Source organism: Acinetobacter seifertii, from assembly GCF_016064815.1.
Lineage (GTDB): Bacteria > Pseudomonadota > Gammaproteobacteria > Pseudomonadales > Moraxellaceae > Acinetobacter > Acinetobacter seifertii.
The window spans coordinates 1,381,030-1,407,211 of record NZ_CP065820.1 but is presented as its reverse complement, the minus strand read 5'-3'; the positions used below and the strand labels follow the sequence as shown (position 1 = coordinate 1,407,211).

At 37.6% G+C, this 26,182-nt stretch carries 27 protein-coding genes; 8 read left to right on the top strand and 19 right to left on the bottom strand.

Translation table 11 applies throughout. From position 1 onward, the window contains the following. Positions 1-17: 17 nt before the first annotated feature. The 9 genes from I8T81_RS06665 to I8T81_RS06625 form a co-directional block, all read right to left on the bottom strand. Complete coding sequence (locus I8T81_RS06665) at positions 18-1,067, bottom strand: SAM-dependent methyltransferase (protein WP_198072412.1); 1,050 nt, start codon at positions 1,065-1,067, stop codon at positions 18-20. Positions 1,068-1,075: 8 nt separating this feature from the next. After that, positions 1,076-1,855, bottom strand: a complete 780-nt coding sequence (locus tag I8T81_RS06660; RefSeq protein ID WP_198072411.1) for a DUF1295 domain-containing protein — start codon at positions 1,853-1,855, stop codon at positions 1,076-1,078. Positions 1,856-1,884: 29 nt separating this feature from the next. Then, positions 1,885-3,084, bottom strand: coding sequence for an SAM-dependent methyltransferase (locus tag I8T81_RS06655; RefSeq protein WP_198072410.1), 1,200 nt, complete (start codon positions 3,082-3,084; stop codon positions 1,885-1,887). Then, a complete protein-coding gene (locus tag I8T81_RS06650) occupies positions 3,081-3,872 on the bottom strand; it encodes a DUF1365 domain-containing protein (protein ID WP_198072409.1) in 792 nt (263 codons plus the stop codon). Before I8T81_RS06650 ends, I8T81_RS06655 begins: the two co-directional genes overlap by 4 nt. Before the next feature lie 25 nt (positions 3,873-3,897). Beyond that, positions 3,898-5,160 (bottom strand): NAD(P)/FAD-dependent oxidoreductase, encoded by a 1,263-nt coding sequence (locus tag I8T81_RS06645; protein WP_198072408.1) that lies wholly within the window; start codon positions 5,158-5,160, stop codon positions 3,898-3,900. Next, a complete protein-coding gene (locus tag I8T81_RS06640) occupies positions 5,157-6,128 on the bottom strand; it encodes an acyl-CoA desaturase (RefSeq protein WP_191011855.1) in 972 nt (323 codons plus the stop codon). The genes I8T81_RS06645 and I8T81_RS06640 overlap by 4 nt, the downstream gene beginning before the upstream one ends. Positions 6,129-6,248: 120 nt before the next feature. After that, positions 6,249-6,812, bottom strand: coding sequence for a lipocalin family protein (locus tag I8T81_RS06635; RefSeq protein ID WP_049063239.1), 564 nt, complete (start codon positions 6,810-6,812; stop codon positions 6,249-6,251). Positions 6,813-6,908: 96 nt separating this feature from the next. Next, a complete protein-coding gene (locus I8T81_RS06630) occupies positions 6,909-8,312 on the bottom strand; it encodes a heavy metal sensor histidine kinase (RefSeq protein ID WP_198072407.1) in 1,404 nt (467 codons plus the stop codon). Next, positions 8,309-8,980: a heavy metal response regulator transcription factor gene (locus I8T81_RS06625; protein WP_198072406.1), complete on the bottom strand. Its 672-nt coding sequence runs from the start codon at positions 8,978-8,980 to the stop codon at positions 8,309-8,311. The genes I8T81_RS06630 and I8T81_RS06625 overlap by 4 nt, the downstream gene beginning before the upstream one ends. Positions 8,981-9,106: 126 nt before the next feature. Between I8T81_RS06625 and I8T81_RS06620 the strand changes: the two genes are divergently transcribed. Both I8T81_RS06620 and uraH read left to right on the top strand, forming a co-directional pair. Further along, complete coding sequence (locus tag I8T81_RS06620) at positions 9,107-9,574, top strand: GlcG/HbpS family heme-binding protein (RefSeq protein WP_081407934.1); 468 nt, start codon at positions 9,107-9,109, stop codon at positions 9,572-9,574. A 14-nt stretch (positions 9,575-9,588) separates the two neighbouring features. Further along, complete coding sequence (gene uraH, locus I8T81_RS06615; protein WP_198072405.1) at positions 9,589-9,990, top strand: hydroxyisourate hydrolase; 402 nt, start codon at positions 9,589-9,591, stop codon at positions 9,988-9,990. A 57-nt stretch (positions 9,991-10,047) separates the two neighbouring features. Here uraH and I8T81_RS06610 read toward each other — a convergent pair whose 3' ends face one another. The 5 genes from I8T81_RS06610 to I8T81_RS06590 form a co-directional block, all read right to left on the bottom strand. After that, complete coding sequence (locus I8T81_RS06610; protein ID WP_198072404.1) at positions 10,048-10,755, bottom strand: PqiC family protein; 708 nt, start codon at positions 10,753-10,755, stop codon at positions 10,048-10,050. Further along, positions 10,745-12,412 carry a PqiB family protein gene (locus tag I8T81_RS06605; RefSeq protein WP_029767837.1) on the bottom strand — a complete coding sequence of 556 codons (1,668 nt, stop codon included), beginning with the start codon at positions 12,410-12,412 and terminating at the stop codon, positions 10,745-10,747. The genes I8T81_RS06610 and I8T81_RS06605 overlap by 11 nt, the downstream gene beginning before the upstream one ends. A 7-nt stretch (positions 12,413-12,419) precedes the next feature. Continuing rightward, the gene (locus tag I8T81_RS06600; protein WP_198072403.1) at positions 12,420-13,229 is read right to left on the bottom strand and encodes a paraquat-inducible protein A; all 810 of its coding nucleotides are present in this window, start codon (positions 13,227-13,229) and stop codon (positions 12,420-12,422) included. Further along, positions 13,226-13,834 carry a paraquat-inducible protein A gene (locus tag I8T81_RS06595; RefSeq protein ID WP_019458393.1) on the bottom strand — a complete coding sequence of 203 codons (609 nt, stop codon included), beginning with the start codon at positions 13,832-13,834 and terminating at the stop codon, positions 13,226-13,228. The genes I8T81_RS06600 and I8T81_RS06595 overlap by 4 nt, the downstream gene beginning before the upstream one ends. Positions 13,835-13,954: 120 nt before the next feature. After that, positions 13,955-14,839 carry a LysR substrate-binding domain-containing protein gene (locus I8T81_RS06590; RefSeq protein ID WP_049063275.1) on the bottom strand — a complete coding sequence of 295 codons (885 nt, stop codon included), beginning with the start codon at positions 14,837-14,839 and terminating at the stop codon, positions 13,955-13,957. A 92-nt stretch (positions 14,840-14,931) separates the two neighbouring features. Here I8T81_RS06590 and I8T81_RS06585 point away from each other — a divergent pair, with 92 nt between their 5' ends. The 4 genes from I8T81_RS06585 to I8T81_RS06570 all read left to right on the top strand — a co-directional run bounded on the left by I8T81_RS06585 (position 14,932) and on the right by I8T81_RS06570 (position 19,589). Continuing rightward, positions 14,932-15,249 (top strand): carboxymuconolactone decarboxylase family protein, encoded by a 318-nt coding sequence (locus tag I8T81_RS06585; RefSeq protein WP_004700718.1) that lies wholly within the window; start codon positions 14,932-14,934, stop codon positions 15,247-15,249. Then, the gene (locus I8T81_RS06580) at positions 15,240-15,650 is read left to right on the top strand and encodes a tautomerase family protein (protein WP_198072402.1); all 411 of its coding nucleotides are present in this window, start codon (positions 15,240-15,242) and stop codon (positions 15,648-15,650) included. The genes I8T81_RS06585 and I8T81_RS06580 overlap by 10 nt, the downstream gene beginning before the upstream one ends. Before the next feature lie 598 nt (positions 15,651-16,248). Then, positions 16,249-17,934, top strand: a complete 1,686-nt coding sequence (gene aspT / locus I8T81_RS06575; protein WP_198072401.1) for an aspartate-alanine antiporter — start codon at positions 16,249-16,251, stop codon at positions 17,932-17,934. Positions 17,935-17,990: 56 nt separating this feature from the next. Continuing rightward, a complete protein-coding gene (locus I8T81_RS06570) occupies positions 17,991-19,589 on the top strand; it encodes a bifunctional aspartate transaminase/aspartate 4-decarboxylase (RefSeq protein ID WP_068936254.1) in 1,599 nt (532 codons plus the stop codon). A 60-nt stretch (positions 19,590-19,649) separates the two neighbouring features. Here I8T81_RS06570 and I8T81_RS06565 read toward each other — a convergent pair whose 3' ends face one another. The 3 genes from I8T81_RS06565 to I8T81_RS06555 form a co-directional block, all read right to left on the bottom strand. Then, positions 19,650-20,414: an SDR family oxidoreductase gene (locus tag I8T81_RS06565; RefSeq protein WP_198072400.1), complete on the bottom strand. Its 765-nt coding sequence runs from the start codon at positions 20,412-20,414 to the stop codon at positions 19,650-19,652. Between the two features lie 122 nt (positions 20,415-20,536). Continuing rightward, positions 20,537-21,604 (bottom strand): bifunctional DNA-binding transcriptional regulator/O6-methylguanine-DNA methyltransferase Ada, encoded by a 1,068-nt coding sequence (gene ada / locus I8T81_RS06560; protein WP_198072399.1) that lies wholly within the window; start codon positions 21,602-21,604, stop codon positions 20,537-20,539. Positions 21,605-21,682: 78 nt separating this feature from the next. Next, entirely contained in the window at positions 21,683-22,576 is an 894-nt protein-coding gene (locus tag I8T81_RS06555; RefSeq protein WP_086495804.1) for a DMT family transporter, read from the bottom strand. A gap of 432 nt (positions 22,577-23,008) precedes the next feature. Between I8T81_RS06555 and I8T81_RS06550 the strand changes: the two genes are divergently transcribed. After that, positions 23,009-23,590, top strand: a complete 582-nt coding sequence (locus I8T81_RS06550) for a TetR/AcrR family transcriptional regulator (protein ID WP_019458400.1) — start codon at positions 23,009-23,011, stop codon at positions 23,588-23,590. Positions 23,591-23,725: 135 nt separating this feature from the next. Here the strand turns inward: I8T81_RS06550 and I8T81_RS06545 are convergent, their stop codons facing one another. Both I8T81_RS06545 and I8T81_RS06540 read right to left on the bottom strand, forming a co-directional pair. Beyond that, a complete protein-coding gene (locus tag I8T81_RS06545) occupies positions 23,726-24,280 on the bottom strand; it encodes a TetR/AcrR family transcriptional regulator (RefSeq protein ID WP_019458401.1) in 555 nt (184 codons plus the stop codon). 787 nt (positions 24,281-25,067) lie between these two features. Continuing rightward, the gene (locus I8T81_RS06540; RefSeq protein ID WP_019458402.1) at positions 25,068-25,310 is read right to left on the bottom strand and encodes a CPCC family cysteine-rich protein; all 243 of its coding nucleotides are present in this window, start codon (positions 25,308-25,310) and stop codon (positions 25,068-25,070) included. Between the two features lie 104 nt (positions 25,311-25,414). Between I8T81_RS06540 and I8T81_RS06535 the strand changes: the two genes are divergently transcribed. Then, positions 25,415-26,173, top strand: coding sequence for an HD domain-containing protein (locus I8T81_RS06535; RefSeq protein WP_198072398.1), 759 nt, complete (start codon positions 25,415-25,417; stop codon positions 26,171-26,173). The last annotated feature ends 9 nt before the right edge of the window (positions 26,174-26,182 follow it).

The window sequence follows — 26,182 nt, the reverse complement described above, 5'->3', positions numbered from 1 at the left end:
GGGATAGGCTGTAGAAATTACAAAGGTCTCTTTTTAAATAAAAAGTGACCAATGACCCATTCTTGTCCTTGCTCAAACCCAAAAAGTTCAGCACAAGCCATGAAAAAAATACGCCAGCGTTGCCACCAAATATTGGCATCTTTTCCATAGATTTTTTTAAATAACGGTTTAAGTTCTTCCTCTTGATTATCCATATTATCAAGCCAAGCATTCGCTGTTCTCATATAATGCTCACCTGACCACTGCCAGTGTTGAGCCAGTTCTAAATGCTCTTGAAAATGTAGAAAAGTGGAAGTTGAAGGCATTAAACCGCCAGTAAAGAAATACTTGGACATCCAATCATAGTCTGATTTTACTTCAAAAGGATAATGCAAAAAGCGATGACAAAAAATATGACACCAGAGTAATCCATCTGGCTTTAACCATCCCTGAATTTTTTCAAATAGACGTTGATAGTTCCGCACATGTTCAAACATTTCGACCGATACAACACGATCAAATTGGCCCTTGTCTAATTCGAGTACATTTACATCACAAGTGAGTATTTCAACATTGGTAAGCCCTCTCAACTTTGCTTGCCCGAGAATATGTTTTTTCTGAGTCGCAGAGTTTGAAACAGCCGTAATCTGTGATCGTGGATAGTTTTCTGCCATCCATAAGGTTAAAGAACCCCAGCCGCAACCTAACTCTAAAATGTGTTGTCCGTTTTTGAGTTGTGCTCTTTCACAATAGAGCTGAAGTGCCAACTCTTCTGCCTGATCTAAAGTTGTTGTTTTAGTTGGAAAGTAACATGCACTGTATTTAAGCCTTTTTCCAAGTACTGTCTGAAAAAACTCGGTCGGTAACTCATAGTGCTGTTCATTTGCTTTATCTGTTTCTACAGCAATTTCACTCTTTTTGAGTAAATTAAGAACGTCCATATAGCGCTGTGCCCCTTGCTCAGGGTCATAACGGCCTTCTTGAATTAAGCGCTTTTTACTTAAAGCACGAATCGCAGCTCTAATTGCATGATCTGGAATCACACCACTTTCAACAATTTTTAGAGACTGATGAACAATAAAATCCATATGAGCACCTATTTTTTTGGTCTTCGCGGAATAAACATTGAAGTTCTTTGTTGATAATCAAGATAATTCTGACCGCGGCTTTTGATTGCTTGTTTTTCACTAAATGGAATACCCGTGACGTAGTATAAAAATAGCCACATCAACACAGGATAAATCCACAATAAATATTCGTCTGCAGCTAAACCAATAATGGGATAGGCAAACCAATGTAACCATTCAAAAAAGTAATTTGGGTGTCGTGAATAACGCCATAATCCTTGATCCATGGTTTTGCCATGGTTTTCCGGATTTAACTTAAATCTGTATAACTGCTGATCGGCAAGCTGCTCACCTATGAAAGCAATCGCCATAACTACAGCTGCAATCACTAAAGCGATTTTATATTCACTACTCCATAGACCTGCCTCTACGTTAAGCAATGTCCACATTGGTAAAAAGAACAGAAACACTAAGAATGTTTGAAATATAAAGAATAATAAAAAGCCAAAATGCTGGAACTTACCCATAGCCTGACGCATATTTGCATATCGACCATCTTCTTTTTGTTCAGACTGATAACGTCTTAACAGGTGCCAAAATAGTCTTAAAAACCATAGACCGCTAAACACGCCAATAAATAGCCTTACTTCAACTGGAGCAACTGAAATGAGTAAAGAAGACACAATAATATTAATTGCCAGACAGAAGCTCCAAGCAGCATCTACTATTCCAGCACGACTATTTAGAGTTGCAAGTAACCAGCTTATCAACATGATAAGTAAGTCCAGAATGAGCAAATTCCATAACATGAGCTGTCTCCTTGCTGAAGGTGTTTGAACTAGTAACTGGTACTTTCAAACAACAAGTGAACATTGCTTATCACGCCTTCTTTAAAACCGCCCTCGCAATAACATAAATAGAAATCCCACATGCGAATGAAGTTTTCATCGAAACCTAGAGCCAATACCTCTTCCCTTGCTGCTAAAAAACGCTCTCGCCAATGATGAAGTGTTTGCGCATAACTTAGACCAATGTCATTTAAATACTTTAGCCTTAAACCACTCTCAGACGCGGTTTGAGTTAATACACTCACACTCGGAATGAAACTACCTGGAAAAATATAGCGTTTAATGTAGTCAACGGTATTGAGTGCTTTTTTATAGCGAAAATCTTCAATGGTGATGGCTTGAATAAGAGCCAAACCTTTAGGTTTTAAAAGTGCTCTACATTGATCAAAATATGTCGATAGATACTGTGCACCAACTGCTTCAACCATTTCAATTGAAACCAGCTTATCGAACTTACCTTCGAGTAAACGGTAGTCTTTTAATTGCACATCAATACGATGTGCTAAACCTGCTTCATTTACGCGGGTAATCGCTTCATCGTATTGGGCTTGCGAAATGGTAATGGTAGTCACTCGGCAGCCATAATGCTGAGCTGCATAAATTGCAAAACCCCCCCAACCACTTCCGATTTCCACCAAGTGATCTAATGGTTTTAAATCCAACTTTTTACAGATAATTTCTTTTTTTAAATCTGATGCTTCTTCGAGTGTCATATTTTCATTTTCAAAAACGGCGCTCGAATACATTAAAGATGGATCTAAAAATAATTTAAAAAAATCATTGCTTAAGTCGTAGTGCTCGGCAATATTTTTACGGCTACCACTTATAGAATTCTTTCTATTTTTATACCAAGCTTTAAGAAAAAACTGGCTCGCTTGGGCAAACATATTTTGATTAAGCTGGTCTAATACATCTCGATTACGCGCCAAGATCTGAATCAACTCGACAAGTTGCTGGCTGCTCCAATCTCCACGGATATAACCTTCTGCTGCACCTAAAACGCCATTTTTTAAAATGAGTTCCATCAATAAAGGATTATGTATTTCAACCACAGCATGCAAGTCTGATACTTCACCCACCGTACCATTCCATGCACCCTGAAAAGTAATCTGCCCATGACGTAATTTGAGAAGGCTTTTGAGTAGTAATGGTAGTGAGTCATCTTCACCATACAGAAATGTTTTTATCATGTCTTATCTACCTTGATCTTTTTAGGGTGACGATAAAATGGCACTTTTTTTCGCCACAACTTAAATGCCTCTAAATATATTGAAAACAGCATTTTAAAAGGCGCCAAGCTGTTATTAACAGCATATCGATATTGTTGTGAAGGAAATGTGATGGGTGTAAGTTCAAAGCGCATAGTGGCGTCAAAGACTTGATTTTGTTCTTCAAAGAGCTGCATATGAATGACATTTTGTTGATCTGAAAAGCTAAACCGCCAACGGTAAGTCAACTGCATAGGCATAAACGGCGAAACATGAAATGATTTTTCAAATTTAAAATCAAAACTTTCATAATCCTTTATGTGACTGTATTGGTTTGTACAATCATGAACATAAACTTTTCGTTCATTCCAAGGGGTGTTGGTAATTTCACTAACAATAAATACAGGTTTTCCAGTTTTAGTTAGAACAAAATAAAATACGACCGAGTTAAAACGAAAACCTAAACATCGAGGTAAAGCCAATACTCTGATTTGCCAGTCTGGTCGGAAATGTGAGTTGTTATTTTGAAGTATTGCTTTCTCTACTCTATCCCTTATAGAACCACGATACATATTTAAAAAATCATTTTCAGATAGTTTTAGTACATTCCAATGATCGGTAGACCAAAGTGAGCAGTCTTTTGAAATTTCATTTAATTGATCTGGATCGAACCACAAATAATTTAAAGTCGAAGTGAATTGGTGCTCTTTAGGGCTATAACGTCTATGACGAATAAGTGCAGGAGCGATAGCAAGTTTATTTAATAACATTTGAGAAGCCTCCTGCTTTTAAAATTTATAACGCTAAGATTTGCTCTACAACACGAGCTGCACTACGGGCCCCATCTTCATGAAAGCCCCATCCCCAATACGCTCCACAAAATGAAGTACGATTTTGTCCATTAATCTCTTTCCAGCGTGATTGGGCTTGAATTGCTTTGGCATCAAATACCGGATGACGATACTGACGTTCCACCAAAATATCCTCGGGTTTAATTTTCATATTTGGATTTAAGGTAGAGAAAATTTGAGTTTTGCAGGATAAGTTCTGCAAATTATTCATCCAATATGTAAACCCGTAATGTATAGCGGACGTATCATTTTCAACTTGTGATGTTGGCGTTACATGTACATGCCAACTTGCCCACTGCAAACGGCTTTTAGGCATAATCGAAAGATCACGGTGAACTACCATTCGATTATCTTGATAACCAAATTGGCTTAATATTTCTTGTTCCAGAGATGACGCATCTTTTAATAAACTTAGGCTATCGTCAGCGTGGCTTGCAAAAATGACCCAGTCATATTGTGATTGTCCTTCAACGGTTTCGATCAACACCTTTTCTTGCGAACGGCTCACAGCTTTTACTTCAGCAAACTTCCATTCAAGAGATGGGCAGTTCTTTTGAATCGCACGAATATAACTTGCCGAACCGTGTTTGACTGTTTGCCATTGCGGACGTTCTTTTAGCTGTAACATGCGATGATGCTGAAAAAAGCTCACCACAAATCGATATGGAATTTGACCTACTTGCTCAACCGGAGCCGACCATAAGGCACCGCACATCGGATAAAGATGCTCATAACGGAACTCATGACTATATTTGTGTTGGTCTAAATATTCTTCAATGGTTAAAGTAGGCTCAATATCTGCCACATCAATATTCTTATTGTCATCATAAAAACGCAGCAAGTCTGACAACATTTGCAGAAACTTTCGCTTTAAAAAGTTCTGTGGACGCGCAAACAGCGACCACTTTTTTGAAGGGTTATATTGAAGCCCACTCACCAAATTATTTACCGAAAAACTCATATCGCTGCTTTGAGTTTCTACGCCTAATTTTTTAAGCATGTCGGTAAATAACGGATAGTTATAATCATTAAACACAATAAAACCACTATCTACCGCGACTTTAGCACCGTCAATATTCAGCTCATGCGTGTCAGTATGACCACCAAAATAGTTATTTTTTTCATATACCGTAACCTGATGTTGTTTTGACAATTTCCAAGCGGTATAAAGCCCCGATATACCTGAACCAATAATGGCAATCTTCATAACACTTCCCCATTTTCAATTTTTTCTATCGGTAGATCTTTAATTTTTTTATATTGGTAAACTTTATTCGGTACGGGTTTTAACCCCCATACCAAACCAAATAAAGACATGATTTTGAGAATATAAAAGGTAATATCAATCTGCCACCAATGAAAACCTTGTCGCACACTGCCCGCGTAAAAGTGATGGTTGTTGTGCCAGCCTTCACCTAGCGTAATTAGAGAAAGTAGAAAGTTATTACGGCTATCATCTGGGGTATTAAACTCACGTGAACCATAGCGATGAGCAAGCGAGTTAATACATAAAGTTGCATGAATTAGAAGAACAGTAGAAATCACAAATCCCCACACTAAAAGTTGTAAGCCATTTGTCCCTAGTTCCGGATGATGTTGTGCTAACCATGAACCTAAACCATAAATTGCCAAAGCCGTCAGAATCACAATAGGCAGACAAAATCGATCAAGCAAAATTAGTTCTGGATACTTCAACCAGTCTTTAATGACTTTTTTTCGAGTGGCAAAATTTTGCTCATTTAAAAACCAACCAACATGTGAATACCAAAAGCCTGCTTTCGCTGAATGAGGATCTTGATCGGTGTCGGTAAAGTGATGGTGATAACGGTGATGCGCTGCCCACCATAATGGTCCGCGCTGCGCGCTCATGGTTCCAATGAGTACAAATATGAATTGAACAATACGTGAGGTTTGAAAAGTTTTATGCGAAAGATAACGGTGAAAAAAAGCGGTAATCGCAAACATGCGTATAAAATAAAAACCGAGCATAAAGATCACAGCGAACCAAGACACGCCGACCCAAAACGCAGCCAAACAAGCGATATGTAATAAAATAAAAGGAATAATTCTTAACCATTGAATTTTCTTCTCAATGACATATTCGCTAGACGTATCCATTTGCGCATTTTCTGAATCTGACCAGCTATCGATCCAGCGTAGAAAAAATTTAGACATTGATTCTTCCTGATCTAAAGCATTTCTTTTCTGTTTTTAATTTAGAAAATGCGCAATGAATTTTATGTGAAGATCTTAAAATTACGAATAAAATTTAAGATCTTCTTCATCAGTTATTTTCTATTTAGATTGTGTAGTTTTAACAAGTTTAGAAACATCATAACCATACTGTTTCGCAGTTTGAAGATAAGACTGGTATGTCGCTTCATCAAGTTGAGGGCTACGAGAAAGAATCCATAAATATTTATGGCTAGGGCCACCCACTAAAGCAACCTTATAGTCCTGATCTACTCTTAGAACCCAATAATCACCCTTGGTAAAAGGAATCCATCTTAGGCCAGAAGGTAAAAAGCTCACCTTTAATTTACTGTTACCTTCATTTTGCGGATAAGCCACACCTTCAGATGAAATCATTTCACCTTTTTTATTGGTACAGCTATTTAATACACCTACGGTTTTGTCCGCGTTAATAGAATAGTTTGCTGTTGTATTGGCTACACAATTACGCTGAAAAAACATAGGTAAATGCGCAATTTCATACCACTTACCTGCGTATTTATTAATATCAATAGACTCAACCGCGACAGGTTTCGTGTTGTTGTCTGCATACGTACTAAAAGGAAGCGCTACACTAACCATAGCAAGGCCAGTGCTCACAACAAGTGATTTAAATGATAATTTCACAATGATCCTCCTATATTTATTTAATATGCTTAACCATACTGCAGAGTGCTGTGAACAAAGTGTGAATTTTAAAAATTAATGAGCGCTATTAAGTATTTAATTTAATATTTTTGAAGTATCTAGAACTGGAAAATCAAGCTCAAAGCACACACCTTCAACCGTGTTATAAACACGGTAAAGACCCTCATGTAAATCCATAATTGAAGCGACAATGGATAAACCTAATCCACCTGTCTGGTTCTCATCACTTCGACTTGAGTGGCATTGGTAGAATCTTTCAAAAAGATGCTCAAGTTGATGTTCAGCAATTGAAATACCACTGGTTATCACACTTAGGCTCACCACTTTCTTGTGATCAAGTGTCTTATATTTACTTTTAATAAAAATAGTTCGCTTATTCCCACCATGAACCAGTGCATTTAAAATCAAGTTATAAACTGCTCTTTGAAATAGCTCAGGATCTGCAAATAACTTTTGGGCTTCTAGATTAAAACTAAAATGACAGTCTTGTTCCTCTGCCTGATATTCAAAAATTTGGCATAGGTTATCTATAACGTCTTGGATATTTATATCTTGTTTGTTTACAAGAACCATTTTCTGATCGGCTCTTGCCAAGAAAAGCATACTATCAATCATGCGTTTTAATCTGTGGTAGTCATCTAAATGAGACACCAGCAAATCTTCATATTGCTCAACCGAACGTTCGCCAGTTAAAGCAATCTCGGTTTGCCCAATCAAATTATTTAAAGGTGTGCGGAACTCATGAGCGATATCTTCAGAAAAACGGTTGAGCTGCGTATAGCCTTTTTCAATACGTTCAAGCATGTGATTTATATCTTTTGAAAGCAGCTCAACTTCTAAGGGAGAATTTGAGAGGTTTAACCGTTTCTGTAGCTGGTTTACGTTAATAGAGTGAGTTTGCTTGCGAAGCTGTTGTAGCGACCGTAAACCTAAATGGCACGCTAAAATGCAAAGCACAAAGATCGCAAACACGCCCCCGACCACATACATCAAGAGACTTTCTTGAAAAGGTAAAAGGATATTGATGCGTTCCGACCACTGTTTACCTGCAATAAGCAAATAAGGCTCTTGATTAATCGTTATGGTTTTCCAAGCAATTCGAGTTGGATATGGGTTATTGGCTAAATCTTGAAATTGAAGAGTGTTTTTCTCTGCAAAATCTGGTAGTTGAATATGAAGCGGATTGATATTAATTAAAGCTTTGTCTTTATGGATGAGTAGAAACAAGTTGTCTTGGTTGCCAAGCATGTTTTGATACAGCTTAGGCCGCGCAATAATTTGCTCTACATTTTCGCTGTCTTGCAGCAAAATTTCCAAACGGTTAATTCGCTCTGCTAAAGCTTTATCTTGCTGCTTCAATAAAATCTGGTTAATGCCCAAATAGGTCATAAAGCCGACGGAACATAAAATTAAGGCAGAACAAAGTGTGACCAGTAATGTAATACGGACTTCAAGTGAACGTAGAAATTTAAAGTTCATAAGCTAACCGATATTTTATAGCCCAAGCCACGTATGGTATGAATGAGTTTTAAGTCATAGCCTTCATCAATTTTGCTTCGTAACCGGCGTACCGCGACGTCAATAAAGTTGGTATCGGTGTCAAAGTTAATATTCCAAACCTCGGAACCAATTTGTCTGCGCGTCACGATTTGCTCTTTGTTGAGCAACAGGTAACGCAATAAATTAAATTCGGTTTTACTCAGTTCGATTAAGTTGCCACTACGCCATACTTTATGACTAACCAAATCCATTTTTAAATCGCTAATAGACAGTTCATTTTCTTGCAGATATTGCTGTCGTCTTAACAAACTTTTAATGCGTGCCAACAGTTCAATATAGGAAAACGGTTTAGCCAGATAATCATCTGCACCCAACTCTAACCCTTTCACTCTATCCATCACCTGATCTTTTGCCGTTAAGAAAATCACCGGAATTTTTGAAAACTGGCGTAGGACCTGTAATACGCTCCAGCCGTCTATATCCGGCAACATCACATCAAGAATAAGCAAATCATATTGATCTCTTTTTAGCATTTCCAAACCTTGAAGCCCTAAGTGAACACACTCTGCTTGATAGCCGGATTCTTTTAATCCTTTGACCAAATAAGTGGCGATCTTGATCTCGTCTTCAATAATAAGGATACGCATTTTTTTAGAGACTCATTTGAAAGATGACAGCTTTGTAATGTGATTGTCATGCTTGAAATTAAGCAATTTGTTTAAGATTTTCAAAGCGACATAGAGGCGATCATTATGAAAAAATTGAACTGGCTGATGTTAACAGCCGTGCTATTCGGTAATAGTACTTTTGCACAGCCCCCTGCTTTGAATCAAGTTTATTCGTTAGATCTAAAAACTGCCCACCTGTTAGCTGACAGTGCTAAAGAGGCATGCAAAAAATTAAATCAAAACATTGCGGTTGTTGTTGTAGATCGCGGCGGTAATCCTTTAACTGCCGAACGGCATGAGCTGGTGGGGCCACATAATTTAATGGCTGCCGAGAAAAAAGCCTATACCGCATTATCTACCAAAACATCGACCTTAGTTTTAAGCCAAAACAGTAACCAAAACCCCGATGCAAAAAATTTAACCACCGTAGCGAATTTACTTTTGTTAGGCGGTGGCGTACCTGTTCGTTTTGAGAACCAAGTAATCGGAGCAATTGGCGTTGCGGGTGCTGGCGGTGCACAAAATGACAACCAATGTGCAAGCAAAGCCATTGAAACCGTTTTTAATTCATAAGGAGTTAGTTCAACATGACTAAATCATTTATTGCTTTATCTTCGTTATTTATAGCTTCGGCTACATTTGCACAAACTAATCCGCTGAGTGTGCATGTGTTAAATTTAGAAACGGGTTTACCCTCTTCTCAGGTTGAAGTCGTTTTAGAAAAAAACACCAATAATCAGTGGGTAAAACTCAACCAGCAAGTGACTGATTCAAATGGCCGTATTACTGCACTCTATCCAGAAAATAGAAAACTAGAGCAAGGCGTTTATAAAGTTACCTTTAAAACTGAAGACTGGTTTAAAAAGAACAAACAGCAAACGTTCTTTAGTGAAGTACCTGTGATTTTTAAAGTGGACGGCAGCGTAAACCACTACCATATTCCGTTACTGCTCAGCCCTTACGGTTACTCAACCTACAGAGGCAACTAAAATAAAAAAGCCTTTATCTGTTTTTAGACAGATAAAGGCTTGTGTTAGAAAATTTTACTACGAACAAACACCATTCGTGATCACTACTTTTTTGTTTGAATCTAATGCCACAATTGAAGAAGAAACCGAATTAATAATCTGGCCCATCGCCTCACTTGAAGCACTTACAATTGCATCCATCTTTTTAGCTTTTTGATCAATCGGCTGCTGAAAAGCAATTCGACAATTGAGCTGAGATCCTGCATTGGTAATGACTTTTGGATTAGATGACTCTAATTGAGTTGGGGGTATTTGACGCTTCACGACCCAAGACACCGCAATATTAATATAACTTTTATCAACAATATCAAAATGAGAAAAGTCTGTAGAAACTCGATATAAAGGCTGATTGTTTCCAGCAAGGCCACTGCTATAACTGTCAATTGCGCCTAATTTTTGCTGTAAACCTGCCGATAGAGTATCGCGTAATTGTGTACTCATAGTCGACGTCCAGCGCTCATTGTTTAACACCGTAGACTTGCCACTACTGTCTTGTAGCACCAAAGGCGCACGGTCTAAACGGTCTGGAAGACCAACCGGTAGAACTTCAATAACTCGAATACTTGAGCTCACTGCCGGAGTTATTTTAGGACTAATCGTATAGTAGTTCGGCGTTGGTGAACTCGAACAGGCCGTCATAGCAACTGCCATAAAAAACAGGCCGCTCCCAAGCAGCCATTTGGCTGCTTTAGGATGTTGAAAAGATAGAGTGTTTTTATTTTTCATCATCGGCCTCTGGTGTCTTACCACGAATAATTGATTCAGGATGTTGCTCAATATAATCTGCCATGAGCTGTAATGAAGCTGCTGCACGTGTCATTTGCTGCAATGCTTTACGTACGTCTTGTTGTAACGGCGCATCACTCGACAAAATAGACTCAGACGATCTTACAGTTTTACGAACATCATCCAAGGTTGCTTGTAAACCAGGTGCAACTTTACCATCTAACTGTTTAACCAGCTTGTCGGTAGACTCAATGGCTGTATTCATATTCTTAAGCGTTTTACGAACATCTTGCCCAATTTCAACTAATGGGAATTTAGTTAACTTATCGGCAATTTGAGAAACCTGTGCCTGTAAGCCACTCAACTCAGTTGGAGTGGTTGGAATCACCACGCGGTTATCACTCAAAATTTGTAAGCTAGCTGGTTTCGCTTTAGGGAATTTATCTAAGGCAATATAGTTTTGGCCTGTTAAGAGGTTGCCCGTTCTCATTTGCGCACGCCATCCATGCTCAACAAAATCTTTGAAAATGTTGCTATTTGGATTGAGTGCCTGTCCATTTTCAACACGTGACGGATAAATGACCGCCTCAACGCGCATACGAATTTGCTTATAGTTATTATAGAACTCCGCATTAATCGATTTAACATTACCAATTTCAATACCCATGAAATCAATTGGCGCACCAGCAGCTAAACCGCGAAGTGAATGATCGAAGTACATAATCACGCCACGTGGCTGACCATCTGGTTCTTTGAGCGCATCGGATTTTGAGTCCCAAAGATTAAAGCTGCTCTTATTGGCCGCTACAGTCGCATTTGAGTTTTCAGGGAAACCAAAAGCAATACCGCCAGCAACAATACTCGCAAGCGACTGAGTATCTAAATTAAAGCCTGAAGCATTCAAACTCACATCAATACCACTTGCTTGCCAAAAGCGTGCATCTGTAGTCACAAACTTATCGTATGGTGCACGAATAAAAGTCTGAAGCTGCACACTTTTACCGTCATCAGCTAGCTTATAAGCAGTAATTTGTCCGACGTTAATTCGACGGTAATAAATCGGCGACCCGATATCTAAAGATCCCAAGTCATCGGCTTTCAAAAAGAATTCTTTACCCGGTACATCGGAAGTAATCACTGGTGGTATTTCTAAACCCGTAAATTCAAGTTTTTTCTCGGGTGACTTACCGCCATCTACTTCAATATATGAACCTGACAATAAGGTGTCTATGCCTGAAACGCCACCTGTCCCAATACGTGGTCGTACTACCCAAAAACGTGAATCTTGCGCGGCAAAGTTGCTGGCATTTTTACGTAAATCAATTCGCGCAATAATATGCGAGCGGTCATCGGCTAGATCAATTTGCCGTACAACACCAATATCAACCTGCTTATAGCGCACAGTTGTTTTACCTGCAACTAAGCCTTCTGCTGTACGAAAAGATACTTCAATTGTTGGCCCATTAGAGAGCAACGCTTTCACTGCGAGTGAAAGTGCAATTAAAAGTGCAACCAATGGAACTATCCAAATTAATAGAGGTTTCCACCGATTTTTCTTTTCTTGCGGTTCTGGTAAATCATTCATGTTTTCCAGTTCAACATCAGTCTCATGATGATCTGATGTACCGCCGTTTGTTTTGTTTTCAGACATACTCATTTTTCTTTTATTGACTGGGATTAATGGAATCATTATTCAACGGCGAGTGTTCGTCTTGAATAACTGTGGTTTTTTCCGAAGAAAAATCATTGGGTTTATTGATATTTTGGGATGCGTAAAAATTATCCCAAATAATACGTGGGTCAAAACTTAAAGATGCAAACATGGTTAAGACTACAACTGCACCAAAAGCAATTGAACCTGGCCCTGCCAAAATAGTCGCAAGCGATTGAATCTGAATAAGTGCAGTTAATAAAGCGACCACAAAGACGTCAATCATAGACCAACGTCCGACAAACTCTACAATTCGGTAAAGTTTGATACATTGCTCTGGTGAAAATTTCCAAGCTGCCGATGACTGTATATATACAACCAATAATAGGAAATACAAAATAAATAGCTTAAGCATCGGAATAAAAATACTGGCCATGAAAATGACCACCGACACTAAATAGTCTCCATTTTGCCAAAAATAAATCACACCACTCATGATGGTGTCTTTCTGGCTGCCTAAAAGTGAATCGGTTATTGTCATCGGCAGTACGTTAGCCGGTATATACAAAATAGTTGCAGCAACGACTAGAGCAAAGGTACGGTTTAAACTTCCCTGTTTGCGCTCATGCAGTACACTACGACATCTAACGCAGCGTAAAACTTTATTCTTTTTAGCAGCGACTACTTTATCTACTTTTGATGAGTTTAATAACCCACAGCAGTGACACAATATCAGCGATAGATCTTTGGCTCGTGGATATTGCTTTAGAACCATTTCGGTATTTTCGGCCTTGAGTGCAGTCACTTTTTTTATCGTTTTCATAGTGGTGACCTATCAATTTCGTTCCATATATCGCTCACCTTTATGGACGTAATATAAACCATCAATAGGCTCAAAACCGCAAATGCCCACAAGGCAATTTCTGGAATAACAAGCACCATACCCATTAACTTTACAAGGGTGACCAAAATTCCAATCAGGAATACCTCAACCATTCCCCACACTCTCATAAAATAAAGCGTTCGTAAGGCAACTACTAAAAACTTTGGTCGTCTTTTAAATATACTGACCGTACCCAGTACATAGGCCATTAATAACAAATATGAAAGTGGCACAATAAAGGTGGTAATTAAAATTAAGACACCGACAAAAGCTCGATCATAATGAAACATGACCCATACGGCACCCAATAAAGTGGTTTCAGATATATTCCCTTGCAGTTCAATCTTTACAATCGGAAAGCTATTGGCAATAACAAATACGATTAAGGCCGTTAAAATGAGGGCCAATAAAGTCGTAAATGGCTTAGTATGCCGATAAAGCTCTGCACCACAGCAAACACAATAAGCTCTTTTTCCATAAGCAAGCGGAACTCTACGATAGACGGTATCGCACTCCTCGCAACCTGCTAATTCTTTAAGCTTCATAGGCATACTCTAAGGGCTATTCTTTAACTGTTTTACACAAACTATTTTATTACTAAGTTAAATTAAAATATAAATCAATCTAAAAACTATACTGGGCAATACAAATTTGAGAATAAAAAATTACCGCAGATGCTGTTCAATATATTGTTGAAACTGCTGAATAATATGTACTGATTGTGTGGTGGAATTGAAATAAAGACCAAAGTTTAAAGTCTCCAGTTCAGGCAGTACATCAGTTTCTATGGTCTGAATATCTAGTGGAATTTGAAAACATGATCTTAGACTAATGCCAATCCCCGCCCGTATAGCAGGCCATAGCCCTTGGACTGAGTTACACTCATAAGCAATATGCCAAGCAATACCCTTTTGCTCAAGTACCTCAATAGCCATTTGTCTTAAAATACAAGGTTGCTGTAATACCACAAGTGGTATGGAGGCTCTATTTTCAATGATTTGCAAGATATGGGGATGAGGACAGAATAACCATTTTGTCTCTACACTTTTAAGCTCATGAAAGTTTTCAATTACTGGTTTTTGCTGCCATATAAGTGCTAAATCAAGCTCTTGCTTTTGTACTTTATCAATCAAGTTAAGGTTGCGGTCAACCCGAATTTGAAACTGTACGTTTGGATGCTGCAACATAAACTGAGCGATAAGTTGCTGTAAGGTTCCTTCAGCAAAATCTTCTTGTAAACCAAAACGAATGACTCCACTCGCTTGAGTCTGATGCAGCTTTAAAAGCACAGTATCGTTCAACGCCAACATGTTTTTTGCATGGCTCAACAATAATTCACCACTTGGGGTTAATTCTAATAGCCGCCCCTGTTTTCTAAGAAGCTGGCAACCTGTTTGTTGCTCTAGCTTTTTTAATTGCGCACTAATTGCGGCCGGTGAACGACATAAGTGTTGTGCTGCTAGCTGATAACTCCCAAGCTCGATTCCTTTAACGAATGCACGTAAGGCATCTAAATCAAGATTGGTTGGGGGTTTAGTATAATCATTCATAAAAACCGAACTATTAGTTAGAAAAGTTTTGATTTTTTTAACTATACCAAACTGCCATATTAGCAACAACAGCATCAATGTTGAGTTCTAAAATGTTCAGAAAAATTGATATTCATAATTTGGAAATGATTTCGCCCAAACTTTATGAGTTCGGCAAAGACTATTTATTTGCGGATATCTGGCAAAGACAGATGCTTGATACTCAAACACGTTGTTTTATTACGATCACTGCGCTTGTTTTACAAGGGCGTTATTCACAGCTTGAATGGCATATAAAAAATGCCTTAACTGAAGGCATCACAAAAGAACAAATTATTGAAGCCATTACCCATATTGCTTTTTATGCAGGCTTACCTACGGCCATTTCAGCACTAGAACATATGCCAGAGGAGATATGGTCATGCCCATGATTCGCTTTACAACCAGTTATGCATATACAGATCATGAAAAAGCTCAGATATCAAAAATTGTGCAGACTTGTATGGAAAGTTATTTTGATACTCCCCCAAATGATTGCTTTCATTTCTTTGAGCACTTAGCTCAAGGCAATATATATGTTGATCCTCACTACTGGGTGGAATATTCCCGCACTGAAAAATTTATGCTGCTATACATCACTTCTGGTAAAGCCAGAACAGCTCAGCAAAAATCAGATTTAATGCATCATGTAACAGCACAGCTCCATCAAAAATTTAAGATTCCAGAGCAAGATATCATGTTTGTCATTGTACAAAATAGCCCAGAAGATTGGTGCTTTGGTCATGCGCAACGAGCAGATATTTACTTAAAAATGTTAGCTTCGAAACAGTAATTTCAAAGTTTTAAATCGCTATAAACCGCTATTTTAAAGGTAATAAATATTTTTAAATATCAAGCTTCAATAACACGAAGCTTTTTATTTAAACATGAAAATCCCTCAAGTTGAGTTTATATTGTTTCTTTAAAATACGTCTTATTATAAAGATTCATTTAAATATATTCCAAATATATTAAACTTTAAATTATGCTATCTAGTTAACAGAAACTCATTTTTAAGTAGATTATTTTTTAATTTGAATAAAAACCATTACTTAAACGACAGTAAAAATATTAAATTACTATATATCAATAAATTACAAAAAACATATGCAAAAAAACTAATTCAAAGACAATTTTATTTCATAAAATATTCTTTATATTATTGTAAAAAATTTTTACCTTGCATTCAAAACCAAAGCTGATTTAATCACTCAGAATTAGTGACATACATACATCACAAGCACTTTAAACGACTTATTTTCTATAACTAAACTTAAGAAAATCATTAGACTTGAAGGTTTGCTTAAGTAATTTTCATATAGTATTTTAAAAATGAAAAATAAATAAATTTATATATTAAAGATAGATCTAATAATAAAAGTGAGATCAAAATGATTGAATGGTTACAAGGTGTTTTAAAACATAGCCCCGAAATATTATTGTTCTTATCACTCGCAATTGGCTTCTGGATTGGACAGTTCCAGTTTGGAAAATTTCAGTTTGGTGGAGTCGCAGGCTCCCTACTTGTAGCAGTCGTTCTAAGTCTTATCGGTGTACCTGTTGATAACGGCGTTAAAGCAATTTTATTTGCGCTCTTCATTTACGCGGTAGGCTTTGAAAGTGGACCCCAGTTTTTTAAATCACTCGGGCCACAGTCTATAAAAGAAATTCTTTTAGCCGTATTTATGGCCGTGTGTGGTTTAGTCACCGTTTTAGTTATGGCTAAAATTTTCCATCTCGATAAAGGTTTGGCGGCCGGACTCGCGGCTGGTGGCATGACTCAATCTGCGATTATTGGTACTGCCGGAGATGCTATTTCCAGACTCGATCTGCCTCTGGCTGAGATTCAAAGACTTCAAGCAAATGTCGCGATTGGCTATGCGGTGACTTACATTTTCGGTTCATTGGGCGCAATCATTGTATGTGTAAATATCTTGCCTAAATTTATGGGTAAAGAAATTCACGACGATGCTTTAAAAGCTCAAAGTGAACGACTTAAAGGTGCTTTTGAACTCGCACCGGGTCAGGAACTGGCAATGCCGGAAATTGTTGGGCGTATTTATAAAGTTAAACAAGCCAATGGACACACTATTTCGGAACTTGAAGCAAAAGAAGCAAGCATTACGATTGAACGGTTAAAACGTAAAGATCAGTTTATTGATGTTGCTCCTGAACTAACCTTACAAACAGACGATGTGGTATTGCTGGTCGGTCGCCGTGCCAGTGTAGTTTCCGTAGCCGAGCAAATCGGACCCGAATTGCAATCATCGCAGGGTATGGAAATGATTATGGATACCAGCGATGTCATCTTAAGAAATTCCAAATACATTAACCGTACCTTAGGTGATATTAAGGCCAATACTCCAGCCTATTTGAAGCACGGTATTTATGTACTTGCGATTAAACGTAACGATGAAACTCAACCTTTAAGTGACGACACCGTTCTAAAGCAAGGTGATGTCGTTACTGTCTATGGTACAAAAAGTGACCTCGATCGTTTAGTAAAAGAAGCTGGTAAAGCCTTACCTGAAAGCCTAAAAACAGACTGGATTTTTCATGGTGCAGGTCTTGTCGTTGGTTTAGTGATTGGTCTTTTTGTGATTCGTTTAGGCGATGTGCCATTAACGCTTGGCGCTGGCGGTGGAGCTTTACTGTCAGGTCTTCTGTTTGGTTGGATTCGTAGTAGAAATCAGGTGCATGGCAATATGCCGTTAGCGGCTTCACAGCTTCTTAAAGACTTAGGTTTGGCAGGCTTTGTTGCAGCGGTTGGCTTACAATCAGGTTTACAGGCCATTCAAACCATTAAAGAAAGTGGTCTTTCACTCTTTATGATTGGAGTAGTTGTAACACTGGTTCCGTTACTGCTTTCCATGCTGTTTGCTCGTTATGTTCTACGTTATAGCAACGTTGCGGTAATGGCTGGAGCGCTATCTGGTTCACGCAGTGCAAACCCTGCTTTTGGTGCCATCTTAGACAAAGCAGGCAACTCAATTCCGACTGTTCCTTTCGCAATCACCTATGCCCTCGCAAATGTGTTCTTGACCTTACTCGGACCACTGATCGTAGGCTTAGCCTGATTTTATACATTGAATTAGAAATTTTATTCATCTCACTATAATTAAGGAGACGTCCCATGGGGAAAGTCGATTATTCTAAATACGCAAAACTCAGTCCATTTGAACTGAAAGATAATTTAATAGAATTAGCTCAAAGCCGAACTGACCGCATGATGTTAAATGCTGGCCGAGGCAATCCGAACTTTCTTGCGACTATCCCACGCCGAGCATTCTTTCAACTAGGTCTGTTTTCGGCAACCGAATCCGAGTTTTCGTTTTCATATATGCCAGAAGGTCTAGGTGGCTTCCCTCGCCCTGTTGGACTCCAGTCACGTTTTGACAACTTCATTTTGGAAAACCGCGATAAACCTGGTGTTGTCTTTTTAGGTAAAGCCGTATCTTATGTACGCGACCAATTAGGCTTAGACCCAGATCTTTTTTTACTTGAAATGGTTGAAGGTATTCTGGGCTGTAACTATCCAGTGCCAGACCGCATGCTTCGAGTAAGTGAAACGATTATTAAAGAGTACGTCTTACGAGAAATGGGCGTACAAGGTATGCAAAAAAGAGACTTAGATTTGTTTGCTGTTGAAGGCGGAACAGCCGCAATGGCCTATATTTTTAACTCATTAAAAGAAAATAAAATTATTAAAAACGGCGACCGCATTGCGATTGGTAGTCCTATTTTTACACCATATCTGGAAATTCCGAAACTTAATGACTACCAACTTGAAGAAGTGCTCATTGAGGCAGACCCTAAACTCGGCTGGCAATATCCAGAGTCAGAACTTCGAAAGTTAGAAGATCCGTCTATTAAAGCATTCTTCCTAGTCAACCCAAGTAACCCGCCATCGGTAAAAATGAGTGATGAAGGTCTTGCGATTTTGGCGGATATTGTCAAAAAACGCCCCGATCTGATTATTTTAACCGATGACGTTTACGGTACTTTTGCCGATAACTTCAAATCACTTTTTGCGATCTGTCCTGATAACACCATTTTGGTTTATTCGTTCTCTAAATACTTTGGTGCGACTGGTTGGCGACTTGGTGTCATTGCACTTTCAAATAACAATGTGCTTGATAAACAAATTGCGAACTTATCGAAAAAAGAGAAGAAAGAGCTTGAAGAGCGCTATTCATCTTTAACTACAGACCCATCAAGTATTAAGTTTATTGACCGTTTAGTTGCAGACAGCCGTAATGTTGCTCTAAACCATACCGCTGGTCTGTCTACTCCTCAACAAGTTCAAATGGTTTTATTTGCATTGTTTAATATGATGGACTCACGCCAAAGCTATAAAAAAGCGGTCAAATCTGTTGTACGTGAACGCGATGCAGCACTCTATCGACAACTTGGTGTCGAGGTTCCAACAGATCCAAATGCTGTGGACTACTATACCCTTGTTAACCTTGAAAACACCTCACGCACTCTCTATGGAGATGAGTTTGCCGACTGGGTGATGAAAAATAAAAATCCGACCGAGCTATTATTTAGAGTAGCAGATGAAACAGGTGTGGTTTTATTGCCGGGTTCTGGTTTTGGTGTGCAGCATCCTTCTGCCCGTGCGTCATTGGCTAACCTTAATGAATACCAATATGCTGCTATTGGTGACTCTTTAAGACGCTTCGCAGATGAAGCTTATGCCGAATATTTAAAAACCAAAAAAGGAAAATAACTACATATAAAAAGTGAGGCTCTAGCAGCCTCACTTTTTTACGACCTATTTATTCTTTATCTAGGTTTTACAAATAGTCACTCCACCATCGGCGAGTACAGCACTGCCTGTAATAAAGCTTGCATCATCACTTACTAAAAAGAGCGCCACTTTTGCAATTTCATCGGGTTCTGCTAAACGTTTCATGGCATGTATGCTTTTTACAAACTCTAGAACTTCTGGAGAAGAAGCGGCCTCTTGACCCATTGAGGTATTTGTTCCACCGGGTAAAAGTGCATTTACTCGAATACCTGACGTTGCATATTCTGCTGCCATCACTTTGGTTAAACCAATGAGTCCCGCTTTGCTTGCAGCATAAGCCGCCATTTGAGGAAACCCGATATGATGCCCAACAAAAGATGATGTAAACAGTATTGAACCATAGCCCTGCTTTAACATGACTTTAAGCTGCTCTCTGGCAGACTGAAACGCACTGGTTAAATTATTCTGAATCACATGATTCCAATTGTCTTCGGTTGTGTCGTGAGTCAGTTGATATTCTCCCAACAGGCCTGCGTTATTAAATGCAATATCTAACCTGCCATAATATTGCGTAGCCATATCAATTGCTCTTTGCATGGTAGTGGGGTCATTAAGATCCCCTGCAATAAAGTGTGCAACGACTCCGTCTCGATTCAAACTATCGCAAAGCTCTTTTAAAACACGCTCACGGCGTGCAACCAGAATAACTTTCGCACCTTCGGCTACAAATAGCGATGCGGCATTTAAACCTATACCTGAACTTGCACCTGTAATAATAGCTACTTTGTCTTTTAATCTGCTCATACTCACAATTCCATCTTGATTAAATTGATGGATATATTTTGAGTACCCCGAAGAAAATAGACTCTCTGATTCTTGCTGTTTTGAAAAAATTAACTCTATAAAAACAGCCTACTAAAACAATTTTAGGTTCGTGCCAGTTCGGCTTCTTTCTCTAATAATGCACGTTTACGCTCCACGCCCCAACGATAACCCGAAATAAAACCATCATTTCGAACAACACGATGACATGGAATAGCAACAGCTAACATGTTTGCTGCACATGCCCCTGCAACGGCCCGAACGGCTTTAGGTGAACCTATTTTTTGGGCTATATCGGAATAACTGGCTGTCTGCCCCGCAGGAATTTCTTTCAAGGCTTGCCATACTCTTTGTTGAAATGCAGTCCCTTGAATATCTAGCGGTAAATCTAATCCGATTTGTGGCGCTTCAATAAACCCGACAATATGCGCAATCAGTTGCTCAAACTCATCATCACAGCCAATCAAATCGGCTTCTGGAAATTTATCTTGTAAATCATTTAAAAGCTTTTCAGGGTCATCGCCTAGCAAAATTGCACAAATGCCTTTCTGGCTTTGGGCAACCAAAATATCTCCTAAAGAGCACGCTCCTATGGCGAAAAAAATGCGTACACCCTTACCGCCAGATTTCCATTCTTTCGCTGTCATACCTAATAGCGAATTTGAATTTTCATAGAACTGACTATTTGAATTAAAACCTGCATTAAATATTGCATCAGTCACACTGATATTTTCGTCTAGGTTTTCTCTTAGCTTTTTACTTTTATGTGCATCGGCATAGCCTTTAGGTGTTAAGCCAGTAATTTGCTTAAAAACTCGGTGAAAATGATATGCACTCATTCCTACATGATCTGCCACATCTGATAAAGACAAGTTTTCTTCATGTAGTTCGATGTATCTACATGCTTTCTCGATTTTCTCTATAAGCTTTGGATCGTGTGCATTTAAGAGTCTGTTTTGTATTTTTTGGCTTGCGCGATAACCATTTTTCTCGGCTTGCGCGACGCTCTCAAAGAAAACTACATTTTCTTTTTTAGGTAGTCTTTTGGTACTTGATGGCAGACAGTACATGCCTGAGGTTTTCACGCCATAAACAAAATATGCATCAGCTTCTGCATTACGATCAACAATTGCTTGCCATCTATCTTCGTCTGTTATCCACTGATTTTTCATTTTGCTCACCTCAATTGCAATTTAATATTTAATGACTTATTTTCGCAACTTTGTTGATAAGCAAAACTCTTGGTATTGCTATTTTAATCTTTTCAACGCAAAAACGTTCCAATGCAACTTTACTCCGAGCACACCCAATAAAATTAAAGCTGCACCTAAAATTTGAGTATGGGTCAGCACATGATCAAAGAAGAAATAATCAATTACTATGGTCGATATAGGATAGATAAAAGATAAGATCGCAATGTTATTTAAAGGTATTTTCTTAATTGCCGAGTACATCAAATAATAAAGAAATGCTGTGTGTAAAACCCCTAACCCAAGTACAAACAACCATTGTTGGCCTATCGGTGGATTTGCAAAAACCGAAATAAACGGAGTCATAACAATCGCTCCACTTAAGGTTTGTATAAGCACAATTAATAAAGGCGGCGTGTTAGTTAGTTTTTTAGTGATTAGAACCGATATTGAATACAGTGTAGTAGCTATAAGAACCAAGCCTAAACCTGCTAACTCACTGGAGTTGACCGAGGCACTACCTAAACCAATAATTACAATTAGCCCAGCAAAAGCAACTAGGGTCCATAGCACATCATTTTTATTTAACTTTTCATGAAAGACCAAAGCCCCTAAAAATAAAATCACAAACGGGTTTACGTGATAAACAATCGTAGCTAAAGAGATAGATGTTTTAGGGAAAGCAGCAAACAGCAGAACCCAGTTAAAAATAATAAGTAAGCCCGAAGTCACCATTAAAAATAGTTCTTTTTTGCCAAAATATACTTTTTTAAAATGACCATAAAACAAACAGATGGGTATTAAGCATAAGGCTGATATAAGGCAGCGGAAAAATACAATGTTTATTGGTGATTGACCTGATTTAATCACAAATAGGCCAATACTCCCTGAAAGTAGCATGGCTACGACCATTTCAAGTGTGCCGACTTTTGTTTTTAACTTGTGTTCATCCACAGCTTTCTCCAATAGTTTTATATCTTTAATTATTCGGCTCATTTATGTTTATCTAATTGAGTAGATTTTTTTAAGGTAAATCTTTTTAGTTTCAGATATATAAAATTTAAATTATTCAGTTATTTAATATAAAAAAATGATATATCTTGCTCATTTAAACTTTAAGAAAAAATAACTATTTAAGAATTTATGTGGAAAATAGAGACATACCGAATGATGTGCCAAATGAAGCAAAAATCTCTAAAATTTGATAAATCTCATTAAATTAAACATTACATTTTTATAGATTAGATCATAATCCAAGATATGAGATTAAATACATACAGTTCTGTCTTCCTTTTGTCTAAATTTCAACCATATCGACTAGTCTAACAGTCCTTCTATCAACTAAAATATCAAGCTTAATTCTTCAACAAAATGCAATAAGCCCTTATGAATGCACAAATAAAATTAAAAAAACCATCAAAACGAGAAATTATTCTAAGAACAGCAACTCAGCTCTTTATTCAGGAAAGTTATATTGCTGTCGGTATAGACCGAATTATTGCTGAATCTGATATTGCCAAAGCGACCTTTTATAAACATTTCCCATCTAAAGAAGAACTGGTGGCCGCTTGCCTACAGGAACTAAAACTTGATATCCAGATTGCGGTAGAAGAGCAAATATCTACACGATCAGTTCCTTTGGAAAAATTAGAACAACTCTATATGTGGTATATCAATTGGGTAAATCAAAATGGTGCCAGAGGGTGTCCATTTCATAAAGCACGAATGGATGTAGGAAGCTTATATCCAACTATTCATGTCGTGCTAGATGAATATCGAAATTGGTTATTTGACACTACCAGTTCTATTTTTAAAGAATTAGAAATAAAGGATCCTATAACGCTCACTCATTTATTCCTCTCTCTCCTCGATGGCTTGATTAATGCGTCTGTTTGCGAAGAAAATCCAATTGAACCAGAGAAAACGTGGAACTATATCAATACATTAATTGAGCTAGAGACAACCTAACTGGAAATCCAACCCTATATTTTCTAACGAATTGGATTTATGTTTTTCCGATAGCTTCTGCTTAAAGCATGAAGAAATTACAATATTAGGCGTATAAAAAAACCCAAGCTCAATAGCTTGGGCGGCAATGAGTTGTTAGATTACCCTCATCAAATAGTAATCTAACAACTTAGTTTGTTCTTCAATTTTATCTGAAATTAAAAGCCTCAAAATTGCTCCATCTATCATAAATACCAACAACTCAGCTTCTGTATATGAGGCCATTTTTTTAGTTTCTGCTATAAGGCAGAAAATCTCATTTTTTAGCCAACGTCTATAACGCACAGCACTTTGGTAAGCATGAGGATAAAGTAATTTAGTTTCAAAAACCGCTTTAAACAGTAGGTAATAAGCGCTATTTAAGTCGGCATGTAAAAGATAAATTTGCCTGAGTTTATTCGTCAAAGTGGAATATTGGGTTGTTTCTAGTACCTCTCTTACTTTTTCCATGAGCGTTTCTTTTTGCAGTAACAAGCATATTTCAATAAGGCCTGCTTTTGAGTGAAAATAGTTGTAAAGCGTACCTTTTGCAATTTTGGTTTCTTTAGCAATCAGGTCTACGCCTACATTATGGAACCCATGTATCGTCATAAGTTGAATGGTAGTTTGAATTACATGTAGTTTTTTGGAAGATGTTTCTAAATTTCGCATAGTTTTACCGCTTAAAATAATTTTTTGTTGTATATAAAAGAGATATAAATACCCTCACTCTTAAAATGAGTGCTAAATACAGGCATAAGAAAGCCGCACAATAATGGTGTGCTTGCCTATCTCAGTTTTATTGTGGCTATGATTTTTGGTCGTAACGATTCTTAAGGTGTAGAAAACCTAGAGTCGATTAAACCGTTTTATAGACTTCTTAAGCGGTATGGGCAAAGAGAATTTGGCAAAGGCCAAGAATGAAAAAGAATTAGTACGCATGTGCGAACTCCTTTGGGTAATAAAGAAGTTTCACCATATTACTGTCAAATAATGGTGGCGAAACGAGAGAAGGTTGACAGACTGATACCCAAAAGATCAGCACACCCGAAGGTGTCCCCCTCCCGTTCCGCCGCAGAGGGGGCACGCAGGGATGCCCACAAAAAAGAAATTCTTTTTCGTGTGCTTTGGGTATCCGACCTGTCAAAGTCGGCTGGCAATGTAGGCCAGCAGGCAAAGGATAGTGCTCTGCCCTATTACAGTCAAGCATACAAAATGACATTTGCTTTAAATTAGATCGTTAAAAAAGTAAAGCTAAATAATGAGTTAGTTATTGTTAAATTGGAGTTTATAAAACACTGACATAAGGCTAAGTAGCTATTATTTCTTCTTTAAGGATTTCAAGTAAATTAATTTAAATTTTATAAAAATCATAAATTCAATTAACTACATAGATATTAATTTCATAAATAATAAATTAATAAAAACTCATCACTGGTGAGGTAAATATGTAAGTTTATCAGGGCATTTCTTTTTCAAGTGGTTTACGGGTATATGGTATAAATTCTTTTTTGATTGCTCCAAATAATTGAAAATTTTGCTTAGCCATATTTAAGCTAATACCATTTGCTCCTCCCATATAATCAGGATCTTCATTCTGAACATTGTCATCTTCCCAAAAACAAACTGCACAGATATCGAACGAACCATACGGCAACTCATCAAATGTAAGATAACCACAGCAAGGGCATGCGTAAGACATTATTTTCTCCTATCTTTATCTATGTAGACTTATTCAAATATGAACTTGCAAAAAAGCAGCTAAGGTAATATTTTAGAGTAATTACTCTAGAATAAGATTTAATAATGAAAAGTATAAAAATTGGTTCATATCAATGGATGCAAGCTACTAATGGTCAACTCAATTTCAAAGAAAAAATTAAATTAATTCAAAAAATTATGATGCCTAGCATCCTGAATTCTATAAAAATAAATTATTATAGATTTCAAACTAGCAATGATTTTGATATGGGAAAAATTGTAATACCAGATACTCAAATGATTAAAATCGCACTTGAAGAACTAGAATCAAAAGCAAGTATATCTATCTACAATCATTCATGGCGAACATACTTTTGGGGAGCCGCTCTAGGCAATTTACAAAAAAGACACTTTGATCATGAATCACTCCTAATAGCTTCACTTTTTCATGATATTGGTCTAACTGAACAACATATTCATGATAAAGGTTGTCAATGTTTTACGTATGAAAGTGCTAAACAATTTGAGAAAAAGGCAAAAGAATATAACTTTGATGAGAAGAAAAGCGTAGTGATTAAAGATGCTATATGTCTTCACATGAATGGATATATAGATGAATCTGATCCAGCGGAGGTTATTCTATTACAGCAAGGAGCATCTTGTGATGTGATCAGTGACAATCAATATAGACTACCCTTATCATTTAGAAATGAAATCTTAGAAAAATACCCTAGAAAGCAATTTAATAAAGAATTTATTGAACTTATTAATCTAGAAAGAAAACATATCCCTAATTCAAGGACTAGTTTATTGTCTAGACTAGGCTTACCAATCATGATTAAGTCAAATTTATATAAAGAATAATTAAAAATT